Consider the following 13,052-nt stretch of genomic DNA (forward strand, 5'->3'; position numbering starts at 1 on the left):
AAAGCCTTGACTCTTTGGGTCAAAGGCTTTTTGCATATCTACACGTTCAATACCTTATCTAGGAAGTCTTGTAAACGTGGGTGTTGTGGGTTATCAAAGATTTGCTCAGGAGTGCCATCTTCAAGGAATTGACCACCATCTGTAAAGATAACACGGTTAGCAACCTTGCGGGCGAAGCCCATCTCGTGTGTGACGATCAACATGGTCATACCTTGTTCTGCCAAGTCTTTCATAACGTTGAGTACATCGCCAACCATTTCAGGGTCAAGGGCAGAAGTTGGTTCGTCAAAGAGCATGATGTCTGGATTCATTGCCAGCGCACGAGCGATAGCAACACGTTGCTTTTGACCACCTGAAAGGCTGTCTGGCATAGCGTCGTGTTTGTCTGCCAATCCAACTTTTTCCAATAATTCCATGCCGACTTTTTCAGCTTCAGACTTGTCCATCAATTTGTGTTCGATTGGCGCAAATGTGATATTGTCAAGTACAGACATATGAGGGAAGAGGTTGAAGTGTTGGAATACCATTCCGACATTTGAACGGAAGGCGTCAACATCTGTCTTAGGATCGGTTAAGTCATATCCATCGACTGTTACTTGACCACTTGTAATGGTTTCAAGTAAGTTCATTGTACGAAGGAAGGTCGATTTACCTGAACCAGAAGGACCGATGATACAAACAACATCGCCTTCATAGAACTTAGCAGTAATACCTTTGAGGACCTCGTTTTTACCATAAGACTTGTGTAAGTCATGGACGTTGATTTTTAATTGAGCCATTATTTACCTCCTTTTTCGAGTTTGCGTGCTAAGCGAGTCAAGAGTGTGATAACTACCAAGTAAATGATGGCAAGAATTGCATACATACGGAAGGATTGGTAGTTACGTGCAATAATGATTTTACCTGCTTGGAAGAGTTCGACCAAACCAATCGCAGAAATGATAGTAGTATCTTTCAGAGTAATAACAAACTGGTTAATAAAGTTAGGCAACATAATTTTACCAGCTTGAGGTAGGATAATCTTACGCATGGTTGTTCCATAGGAAATACCCAAACTCCGTGACGCCTCCATCTGACCAGCTGGAACTGCCTGAATACCGCCACGAACAATCTCAGCAATATAGGCACCGGAGTTGAGGGATAGGGCAATCGTACCAGCGACAAAGTCATTGATTGGAGATTGTTGACCAGTAATTGATTCAATCAAGTTTGGAATTCCCCAGAAAATAAATGCAGCGACAATCATGAGCGGAATACCACGAACAACATCTACAAAAACAGATGAAGTAACACGGAGTGCTTTAACTGGGCTGACAGCAAACATACCGAAGATAATACCGATGACAATTGCAATAGCAAATGATAGAAGGGCAAGTCCAATTGTGATACCAAGACCTGAGAGCAACTGACCGTAGTTGTTTTTCAAAAGACCAACAATTGTTGTCTCATCAACAGTTGAAGTTGTTGCGCTTGCTTCTTCAGTTGAGTTGAAATACTTATTAAGGATTTCATCATACTTGCCGGATTCAACTAGGGCAGCTAAGCCGTTGTTAAACATTTCAATTAATTCTGGGTTGGCACCTTTTTTAACAGCAAATCCGTACTCACCTGATTTTTCGCCAGGAATTGGTGTTGCAAAGTTGCGACCTTGTTGGATGGCATATAGAAGAACCGCTTCGTCATCCATAAGAGCATCAATAGAACCAGAGTTTAAACTGTCATACATACTTGAAGCTTCGTCGAAGGCTTTTAGGGTGTAACCGTATTTTGACTTGTTTTCTTCCAAGAAACTATATGAAGCAGTACCATTTTTAGCCCCAACAGTTTTCCCTTTTAAGTCCTCGTAAGAAGCGATGTCACTACCATTTTTAACAGCTAATAGGATGTTTGAAGTATAGTAGGCGTTTGAGAAGTCAAAGATTTCCTTACGAGCGTCTGTGATAGACATACCGGCAATAACTGCATCAGCTTGTCCTGCTTGAACAGCGTTTAATGCAGCATCAAAACCTGGGTTTTGAATGGTAATGGTAAAGCCTTGGTTTTCAGCAATCGCCTTAATTAATTCCATGTCGATACCGACATATTTACCAGTTTCATCTTGGTATTCAAATGGGGCAAATGAAGAATCAGCAACGATTGTATAGCTTGCTTTTACAGGTGTTGCTTTTGCAGTGGCACTACCAGTCAGGCTAAGACGTGAAGAGTAATCTGTACTTTCAGCAGAAGCGGTAGATGAACCTAACCATTTATTCATGATTTGATCATAAGTTCCATCTTCCTTCATGGCAGCAAGAGCCTTGTTAAAATCTTCTACAAGGTACTCATATTGGCTACCTTTTTTTACTGAGAAACCAAATGAACCGATTGCTTCGCCTTCGATGTTAATGCTTAGATCTTGACCTTGTTGGATAGCGTATTGAATAACTGCTTCGTCGTCCATTACAGCATCAACAGCACCAGCAGAAAGGCTATTATACATCAAATCGCCAGTATCAAAAGTTTTTACGTTGTATCCGTACTTGTCTTTGTTTTCTTCTAGGAAGTTTTGGGCTGCAGTACCGTTTTTGATACCGACAGTCTTGCCTTTAAGGTCCTTATATGAAGAGATGGTATTTGCCTTTGTGGTAGCGATAACGATTTTGGTGTCGAAGTAAGGGTCTGAGAAAGTAAATACTTTCTTACGCGCTTCGGTGATAGTTGTACCTGCCATTAGGGCGTCCGCAGATCCAGCCTGTACAGCGTTTACAGCTGCATCAAATCCTGGGAAGCTTTGATTCATGGTCCAACCTGAGCGCTTGGCTACTTCGTTGATGATGTCAACATCTAATCCTTTATAAATTTGATCTGAGTCTTTAAACTCGAATGGGGCGTAAGCATTGTCAAATACGATATCAATAGTATCGTCAGCTTTAACGCCAGTAAAAATAAAGAATACTGGCAGAATGCTTGCCAATAACATGAGTAATTTTTTCTTCATTTCCATACTCCTTCTATTATAAAATAACTGTCCTAGTATATCATATTCTGAAAATTAATGCAAAATCGAGGCTTTTATAATGTTAGAAGTTCTGACATACAAAGTCATTAAAATGTGAGAAAATTTAATATTTTGGACATAGTTGTGAATGGTTTAGAATGTTTCTCCATTAGTCGAACTTATGATAAAATAGAAGTATGATTAACCGAAATACTGAAAACCAATTTAAACTTGTGTCAAAATATGCACCATCTGGTGACCAACCCCAAGCCATTGAAACCTTGGTCGATAACATCGAGGGGGGCGAAAAATCCCAGATTCTCATGGGGGCGACTGGTACTGGTAAGACCTACACCATGAGTCAGGTCATCGCCCGTGTCAATAAGCCAACCTTGGTCATCGCCCACAACAAGACCTTGGCTGGTCAGCTTTATAGCGAGTTCAAGGAATTCTTCCCAGAAAATGCGGTCGAATACTTCGTGTCTTACTATGATTACTACCAGCCAGAAGCCTATGTACCGTCTAGCGATACCTATATTGAGAAGGACAGTTCGGTCAATGATGAGATTGACAAACTCCGTCACTCAGCGACGTCGGCCCTGCTGGAACGAAACGATGTCATTGTAGTGGCTTCGGTTTCTTGTATCTATGGTTTGGGTTCGCCCAAGGAATATTCTGACAGCGTGGTCAGTCTGCGACCAGGTCAGGAGATTTCCCGTGATCAGTTGCTCAATTCTCTGGTAGATATCCAGTTTGAGCGGAACGACATCGACTTCCAACGGGGACGCTTCCGTGTGCGTGGCGATGTGGTGGAGATTTTCCCAGCTTCCCGTGATGAACACGCCTTCCGTGTGGAATTTTTCGGCGATGAAATCGACCGCATTCGTGAGATTGAAAGCCTGACAGGTAAGGTTTTGGGCGATGTGGATCACTTGGCCATTTTCCCTGCCACCCACTTCGTGACCAACGATGACCACATGGAAACGGCTATTGCCAAGATTCAGGCGGAACTGGAAGAGCAGCTCAAGGTCTTTGAGGCAGAAGGAAAACTCTTAGAAGCTCAGCGATTGAAACAACGAACCGACTACGACATCGAAATGCTACGGGAAATGGGCTACACCAACGGAGTCGAGAACTATTCTCGTCACATGGACGGGCGAAGCGAGGGCGAGCCTCCTTATACTCTGCTGGACTTTTTCCCTGAAGATTATCTCATCATGATTGACGAGAGCCACATGACCATGGGGCAGATAAAAGGGATGTACAATGGTGACCGCTCACGCAAGGAGATGTTGGTCAATTATGGTTTCCGCCTTCCGAGTGCATTGGATAATCGACCGCTGCGCAGGGAAGAATTTGAGAGCCATGTCCATCAGATTGTCTATGTATCTGCAACGCCGGGTGACTATGAAATGGAGCAGACAGAGACCGTTGTCGAGCAGATTATCCGGCCGACCGGGCTTTTGGATCCAGAAGTGGAAGTCCGTCCAACCATGGGGCAAATGGACGACCTTTTAGGTGAAATCAATGCCCGTGTTGAGAAAGGCGAGCGGACCTTTATCACCACCCTGACCAAGAAAATGGCAGAGGACTTGACCGACTACTTGAAAGAAATGGGCGTCAAGGTCAAGTATATGCACTCGGACATCAAGACCTTGGAGCGTACGGAGATTATCCGTGATTTGCGTTTGGGTGTCTTTGATGTCTTGATAGGGATTAACCTCTTGCGTGAAGGGATTGACGTGCCAGAAGTTAGTCTGGTTGCTATTCTAGATGCTGACAAGGAAGGCTTCCTCCGTAATGAACGGGGGCTCATACAGACTATTGGTCGGGCAGCTCGTAACTCTGAGGGTCATGTGATTATGTATGCGGACAAGGTCACCGAGTCCATGCGCAAGGCTATGGACGAAACAGCCCGCCGCCGTCAAATCCAGATGACTTATAATGAAGAGCATGGAATCATTCCACAGACTATTAAGAAGGAAATCCGTGACCTGATAAGCGTGACTAAGGCTGTCACTCAGGACAAGGAAGAAGTGGTGGACTTCAATGCTCTTAATAAAGATGAACGTAAGGCTATGATCAAGAAACTGGAAGGTCAAATGCAGGAAGCAGCAGAAGTGCTTGACTTTGAACTGGCAGCCCAGATTCGTGATATGGTTATTGAGTTGAAGAATATGTAACAATTTTATTGATGTTGCTGTTAAATTTGTGATTTGATAGAATTTTGTATTGCAAAATTTCATATTTTCTTATCAGGTAAAATACTAATCTAGAATCTGCAGTAAATTTATGTTAAATTGAATACTTTACATAACAAACAACATTGAGTCATAACAGAGAATTGAATTTTTTGTCGAATTACTCAACTGACTACACTTGAATTATGGGATATAAAAAGAGTTTGGAATTAGATTTGTCCAAACTCTTTTTATCTATGACTCAGCATAGAGCATTCACCATAGATTACCAGATTTAGTTCTGTACTTCATTTCATCACTTAAATCTGATAATTGAATATTGGTAATGGTAAAATTGTTGTATTTTTTAAAATTGTAGCAATCAAAATACATCAAAATATATAAGTAAACCTTAACATTAAAATAGTGATAAAAGCGAACTAAACTTTATGAAAACAGTCTCAATGTTAAATATTATATTCAATAGTTTATGTAATATTGAAAATATGTAATTTATCTCTAGAAAAAACGAAAGATTACTTGAATTAAAGATTAGAAATTTTGAAAGTATTTCAATTTCATAGTATAATAAAATTACTAACTAGGGGGTTAGCGAAAATGAAAAAGAATTTTAATGAAAAGCAACAACGTTTTTCCTTTCGTAAATTGTCTGTAGGACTTGTCTCTGCTACTGTTGCAAGTCTATTTTTCATGACATCAATTGCAACAGCTCAAGGAGTTGGGGCTCAGTCTATTCAGTTGACCTATGTCACAGAACAAGAATTAACGGATCAAGAAAAAAACGCAATTGTTTACGATGTACCAGGTAAAGTAGATAAAACTGATGCTACGTATTATTTGGTGTATAGACCTGCTTTGCCATCAACGATTTGGCAAACGGAGGACACTTCGACAGCATCAACGGAGGACACTTCGACAGTATTACCTGCCACTATTGAAACAAGCCAGCCTTCAATTGCTCCACTTGTTCAAAATAGCATTGAAAAGGCACAAGCTAGCCAGCATAGCTTACCCAAAACAGGTGTATTCGATAACCTACTGTTAGGAATGGCTGGTATTTTCACTCTTGTCCTTGCAGTTAAAGTTAGTAAAAAAGGTAAGAAGGAATTGGCAAGTGTTATCTTGCTAACAGCGACGGGCGCAAGCTTTCTAGCTCCAACCAGTCATGCTATTTCTAGTCAAATCTTAGCGAAATTTAACCATGCCATTGAAATCGCTGGAGGTCAATCCTTGCCTGCACCAAATGATATTGAAGGATATGTTTATGTAGGTTATTTAAAGGAAAGTAAGGAAGAGGTCGACCAAACGGCTGAGGCGCCTGTAATCACAGAGAAACCTGACACTGCTCCTACCCATTCATTGCCTGAAGCAAAGATTAGTGAGAAGTTTGTAACGGAAGATGAAGATATTCCATTTGAAAAAGTCACAATATATTCAAGTGCATTGATGGTTGGTGAGCAAAAAGTTACTCAAGCTGGTCAGGTAGGAAAGCAAGTTATTGAATCCAAGCAAACTTACGTTAATGGTCAGTTAGTAAAGACGGAGAAACTGTCAACGAAAGTTATTAGTGAGCCTGTTGAAGAAATCACAATGATTGGTACAAAAGATTCAGACATGAGTTTGTCCAATTCAATCGACTTACCAACTCTACCAATTGAAACCAAAAATATTACTAAAACAAAAGATATTCCATTCGAAACCCATGAAATCGAGAATGCGGCACTGGTTGAGGGAGAAACTCGTGTCGCCCAAGAAGGCGCAAATGGCATTCAAACCATTACTATCCAGCAAACGATTGTGGATGGGCAAGTCTTGAAGGAAGAAGAAGTTTCTTCTGAGATAACAAAAGCTGCAATTCCAAGACTTATCGAAATTGGTACAAAAAAATCTGATGAAAAGGTTATTACTGAAGTGCCTGATTCGGCTCCGACACATCAAGTGCCTTCTATCGAGATTTCAGAAGAAATCGCCAGTCATGTGGAAAGTATTCCATTTGAAACCCAGGAAGTTTATGATGCAAACTTAGCTGAAGGGGTTAGACAGACTGTACAAGTTGGACAGGCTGGTCAAAGAGTGATAGAAAGCAAGCTCACTTATGCAGGAGGCGTTCTACTAAAATCAGAAATTATTTCCGAGTCTGTACAAGCTGCAATTCCCCAAATTGTACGTATTGGTACAAAACCGGTTAGTCCAATGCCAGAACCAGAGCCTATTCCGGAACCAGTCCCTCCAATTGAAAATACTGGTGAGATCATTACAGAGGTTCCTAATAATGCACCTACATATGAAGTTCCTGCCATTCAATTAACGGAAGACATTATTTCGAATGTAGAATCTATTCCATATCCAACTCAAGAAATAATGGATCCAAATTTACCTGAAGGTACTAGACAAGTTAGGCAAATTGGTCAAGCAGGGAGTCGTACTATTCAGACCAAATTGATCTATGCTGATGGGGTCTTGATTCAATCAGAGCTGTTGTCCGATATAGTGAATGAGCCAGTTGCTGAAATAGTTGCTGTGGGGTCGAAATCACCAGACCAGATAACAAATGAAGTGGAACAAACGGTTGTTTCTGTTCCATATGAAACCAAGTATATCGAAGATCCGAGTCTCCCTCTTGGACAAGAACAAGTTCAATCTCAAGGGGTCGAGGGTCAAAAAACGGTCACTACTACCTATACACTTATAAACGGTGTCCGTCAGGCCAATCCAACGGTATCAGAAGAAATTACCAAGCAGCCGATTTCACAAATTGTAGCTCGTGGTACTAAAATTATTGAAGAAAAGACAGATACTGAGACGAGAACTGTAGAGATTCCGTTTGATATTGTAGTAAGAGAAACGGATAGTTTGTATCTTGGTGAGGAACAAGTGCGAGTTGAAGGTACAGTAGGCTCCAAGGAAATTACAACAACCTATCAAACTATCAAGGGCGTCCGCCAATCTAATCCAACTGTCACAGAGAAAGTTTTGACAGAGCCAGTAGCCAAACAAGTTCTCAAAGGGACCAAACCAGTTGAAGGTACTGAAGTTGACAAGCGTACGGAAGAAATTGCCTTTGAAACCAAGGAGAACCCAAGTGCTGATCTTTATGTTGGCGAAGAACGAGTTCAAGTAGAAGGCAAAGTTGGCTCCAAGGAAATTACAACAACCTATCAAACTATCAAGGGCATCCGCCAACCTAATCCAACTGTTACTGAAAAAGTTCTAACAGAACCAGTAGCCAAACAAGTTCTCAAGGGCACCAAGCCAGTTGAGGGTACCGAAGTTGACAAACGTACGGAAGAAATCGCCTTTGAAACTAAGGAAATTTCAAGTGCTGATCTTTATGTTGGTGAAGAACGTGTTCAGGTAGAAGGTAAAGTTGGCTCCAAGGAAATCACAACAACTTACCAGACTATCAAGGGCGTCCGCCAACCTAATCCAACTGTCACCGAAAAAATCTTGGTTGAGCCAATCGCTAGAGAAATTCTTCGTGGTACAAAGCCTGTTACAGCGATTGAAAAGGATATTAAAACGGAAGTATTACCTTTTGAAACAAAGTATATCGATGATCTATCCATGTTAGAAGGTAAAACTGTTGTAGAAAAAGAGGGGAAAGACGGATTAAAAACCATCACCACCATCTATCAAACTATTAGAGGTGTTCGGCAAAATCCACCACTTTCTATTGAAGAATTAGTAGATCATCCAGAAGACAAGATTGTTCGCCGAGGTACAAAAGTTGAGAAAATTCCAACGGTAGCAATCATAGGCCTAGATAAAAATGAAGATAATAGGTCAGCGACAGCGAGTTATAAATTAGACAATCCAACGGATAATTACCTACGTGCAATTGCTCTGTTGTACAAGGGAGATCAACTGGTAGAAGAAAAAGAAATCACAGATGCAAACGGTAATATGGAATTTACAAATCTTGATTTCTATACAGATTACACCTTGAAAACAAAAGTCTTCTACACTTTGGATAGCGTTGAGCATAATGCCATCCAAGAAAGCTTGCGTGAATTTAATCTGTTTTATAAGAAAATTGAAGTGAAGGATATTGACGCCGTGACGGTCTACCGTCGTAAAGATGGGAAATATACTTCTGCCTATATACTTGATGAAACACCAACCAACCCTGATGATTTATTTGTAAAAGTTACTTCTGATCGATTTAAGGATATCTATCTTCCGATTTCATCAGTTAGGGAAACGACCAAGGACGGACAGCCGGTTTATGAATTAACTAGCACTTTTGATCAATTAGTAGAAGATAATGGAACAGGATTCAATCAACAGAAAGTCTTTTATATACCAAAAGTGACCAAGGAAAATGGAGTCTATACTGATTTTACTTCTCTATTGGATGCTATGAAGGCTAACCCGACTGGAACATTTAAACTTGGTGCTAATCTCTATGCTGATGAAGTTCAGGTTGGAGATGTGAAAGCTTATATGACCGATACCTTCCAAGGGACCTTGCTTGGTGAGTCAAATGGAAATAAATATGCTATTCATAATCTGAAAGCGCCACTCTTCGCAAAGATAGAACGTGCAACAATTTCTGGAATTGATCTTAAAAATGTTCAAATAAGTTCTGCCTTGCATCGCGATTTAGGAAGTTTGGCAAATGAAACAGCCTATTCAACTATTTCGGATGTAGCAGTTCAAGGAAATCTAAGAGCACAACGGAATCTCGGGGGGATTGTCTACAAACTGGATTACCAATCACGTTTGTCAAATGCAAGTTTCCAAGGTAAGTTAGATTCTTATGGAAGAGGTGAGTCATACGTAGGCGGTATTGTCGGTATGAACCCTGGTTCATATATCACAGATGTGAAAGCAGATGTGAACATTTCTATTCTCGGTGAAAACAATCAGGCAGCAGGTGCAATTGCAGGTCGTGTAACAGGTTGGCAAAGCGGAAATGAAATCAATATTAAAAATGCCTATGCAACGGGCAGTGTTACCAACCTTGGTACAAGCCAAAAAGTTGGTGGCATGGTCGGAACCAATGATAGGGGTTGGAATTATGGTAGCTTTGACAATCTGGTCAGTCAAGTTCAGGTGACAGGCGGTCAACCAGTTATTGGTCAAGTCTTTGACGCTGCGACCAAGTTGAGCAATGCTTTTTCAACTATCGCTGGTGAAAATAATTCTCAGATAACTGCTCAACAAGCAGAAAGTAAATTGTCAAATATGGCAATCACTGCTAAACTGTCTGACTCCGATTACAAAGACTTGAATGCATACTCAGTTGATTACAGCAATGTAACTAATGCAAAAACGGACCATACAGTGGCATACTTAAATATGGAGAAAATTTTACCATTCTACAACAAGGAATTACTTGTTTATTATGGAAATACGATTGCCACTACTGATAAGTTAAATCAAGTTAAACTTGTTGATGTCGTTCCAATGAAGGATAATGCGGTAGTTGCTGATTTGATAGCAGATAAGGCAAGTGTCAATAAAATTATGCTTTATTTTGAAGATGGTACTGTTGAATACAAATCAGTTGCTTATGCTGAAGATTTCAAGAATAATCATATTATCGAATATGATATTGCAGGTATGCACATACCGTATACTCCTGAAAGTTTTGTTAATCAAAATGAAGCTATGGTAAACCGACTTGTTGCTCTATTGTCTCCGATTGCATATGAATCAGAAGCGCTGTTGAAACAACTAAATCCACCTGCTCAGGCAGCGAATCAAACGACAAATGACATCAACGATATGTACTTCAAGTCAAGTTTCAATCGCATTAAAGACAATCTTTCTGGCTATCTCCGTAAGGTTTTAACGGCTACAATGAATGGTCAAGGCCAGAGTGTTGAGACCTACTTCGAGAATAAGATTGCAAACAATAAAGAAGCATTCTTGCTAGGTTTGTCTTACTTAGACAGATGGTACGACATCAATTACGATACCTTGAATACAAAAGAGTTAACCTTGTTCAATATGGATTTCTTTGGCAATCATTCAGCTTCAACATTGGATGCCATTATTTCAATTGGTCAAGCAGGTTATGAAGCTTTAAGACCGAAAAATAATGTGGAACTTTATTCTTCCTATTTAGCTGAAATGACTGGAAAAGCAACTGTATTTGACTTGGTTGAATCCTATCGTAAGGTGTTTTCACCAAATAAAACGGATAATCAATGGTTCAAGGACAATACAAAAGCATACATTGTCGAGATGAAATCTCAAGTTCCAGAAGCATTGGAAAAGCAAAATACAGCTACTAAACATAGTAAGTATGCAGTTGAGGTATATGACAAGATTACAAATCCATCTTGGAGATACCGTCAGATGCTCTTGCCTCTGTTAACCATGGAAAACGAAGATATTTATATTATTTCCAATATGAATACGGTAGCCTTTGGTGCTTTTAGTCGATACAGAGATTTGGTAAATCATCCAGAAAAACGGGAAGAAGTCTATGCAATCATTAATCAAGCAGCCATTTGGCAACGTGACCATACTGACTTCTGGTACAAGACATTAAATGATGAAAATAAAGACAAGATGTTTGGTGCCTACATGAACACAGATGGTTTTGGCTTGTTTGATGAAAATGGAACAAGAGTATGGCATAATTTGTCAAGTAGTAATGCAGCAATTCAAGACTTCTTTGGTCCGATTGCAAAATGGTATGGAAGTAATGGTACAGCTGCCTATGCAAATGGGTCAGAAACCCACTTTGTAGCTTACTTGATGTTGGATAAGGTTGGAAGTTCTACCTATACGCATGAAATGGTCCATAACTTGGATTCTAATACATTCTTTTATGGATTTGGTAGGAGAACTGGACAAGGTCCAGAGCTCTATGCGCGTGGTTTATTGCAAAATGTAAGTAATACTGAAGATAATATCATTGCACTTAATACCATGTATACTGAATTGGATAAGAAAGATTCTTTGATTCGTGTTCAGCCGTACAATCCAGTCGAGCGCTTTAACAGCCAAGAGGATTTGAATACCTATGCACATCATATGTTTGATGCCATCTACATGCTTGATTACTTAGAAGGTAGTGTTGTTTTACAACAAGATGCCGCTGTCAAGAAAGCTTGGTTCAGAAAGATTGAAAACTATTACGATGGAGTTCATGCTGGTAACCAAATTCGTCCATTGACTGATGAGGAAGTGGCTAAACTGGTAACATTTGATGACTTGATTGATCAAAGCATCATGAACCGCAGACAATATTCTGACAATGAGAAATTGGCTAGAAATGGCTACTATAATACATTCTTATTGTCACCAATCTATTCTGCTTTGGATAATCCGACTGGAGCACCTGGAGATTTGATGTTTAGACGCATGGCCTATGAACTCTTAGCCGCTAAAGGCTACGATGAAGGATTTGTTCCATACGTGAGCAATCAACTGAAGTCCGAATCACCAAATGGAATTGTTAATGATACAATTGTTTTACAACATGTCTTTGATAACAAATATGCAACTTGGTCTGAATTCAAGAAGGATATGTACAAAGAGCGGATAGATCAATTGACAAAATTGAAGCCAATTACGATTGTATATGAACTTGATAAGCCAAATTCAACGAATATAGTGACCATCAATTCTTATCAAGATTTAGAAAATCTGATGAAAGCAGCAGTAGAAGAGGATATGAAACGCTTGGATCAAGCGACTTCAAATGTGAATACAAGTTGGGTTCATAGCTTGAAGAGAAAGGTCTATAGTGAACTCTTGCGTTCAACTGATGAATTCAGAAATTCAATATTTTATCCATAGACGTTTATGTTAAGAACATAATTAAATAGGTCGTTAGAATGCCAAATTTTTAACCCATAATCATAAACAAGTTGGTCTTGTGCCAACTTGTTTTTTAATGTATACTAGAGGAAAAA

4 protein-coding genes are annotated in these 13,052 nt (G+C 39.9%); 2 read left to right on the forward strand and 2 right to left on the reverse strand.

The window, feature by feature from the left end; all coding sequences use genetic code 11:
- Window positions 1-38: 38 nt before the first annotated feature.
- Window positions 39-779 carry an amino acid ABC transporter ATP-binding protein gene (locus F9856_RS10945; RefSeq protein WP_024397739.1) on the reverse strand — a complete coding sequence of 247 codons (741 nt, stop codon included), beginning with the start codon at window positions 777-779 and terminating at the stop codon, window positions 39-41.
- Window positions 779-2,977, reverse strand: coding sequence for an ABC transporter substrate-binding protein/permease (locus F9856_RS10950; RefSeq protein ID WP_202106617.1), 2,199 nt, complete (start codon window positions 2,975-2,977; stop codon window positions 779-781). Before F9856_RS10950 ends, F9856_RS10945 begins: the two co-directional genes overlap by 1 nt.
- 197 nt (window positions 2,978-3,174) lie before the next feature.
- Between F9856_RS10950 and uvrB the strand changes: the two genes are divergently transcribed.
- Together uvrB and F9856_RS10960 are read left to right on the forward strand one after the other, a co-directional pair.
- Window positions 3,175-5,160, forward strand: a complete 1,986-nt coding sequence (gene uvrB, locus F9856_RS10955; RefSeq protein ID WP_202106618.1) for an excinuclease ABC subunit UvrB — start codon at window positions 3,175-3,177, stop codon at window positions 5,158-5,160.
- 615 nt (window positions 5,161-5,775) lie between these two features.
- Window positions 5,776-12,936 carry a ZmpA/ZmpB/ZmpC family metallo-endopeptidase gene (locus tag F9856_RS10960; protein WP_202106619.1) on the forward strand — a complete coding sequence of 2,387 codons (7,161 nt, stop codon included), beginning with the start codon at window positions 5,776-5,778 and terminating at the stop codon, window positions 12,934-12,936.
- Window positions 12,937-13,052 lie beyond the last annotated feature (116 nt).

It is taken from the genome of Streptococcus suis (assembly GCF_016743335.1).
GTDB classification, from domain to species: Bacteria; Bacillota; Bacilli; order Lactobacillales; family Streptococcaceae; genus Streptococcus; species Streptococcus suis_Y.

Bases quoted from the DNA above. Each gene is read 5' to 3' on its own strand.
- F9856_RS10960 (WP_202106619.1), top strand. From the start codon at position 5,776: ATGAAAAAGAATTTTAATGAAAAGCAACAACGTTTTTCCTTTCGTAAA.
- F9856_RS10945 (WP_024397739.1), bottom strand. From the start codon at position 779: ATGGCTCAATTAAAAATCAACGTCCATGACTTACACAAGTCTTATGGT.
- uvrB (WP_202106618.1), top strand. From the start codon at position 3,175: ATGATTAACCGAAATACTGAAAACCAATTTAAACTTGTGTCAAAATAT.
- F9856_RS10950 (WP_202106617.1), bottom strand. From the start codon at position 2,977: ATGAAGAAAAAATTACTCATGTTATTGGCAAGCATTCTGCCAGTATTC.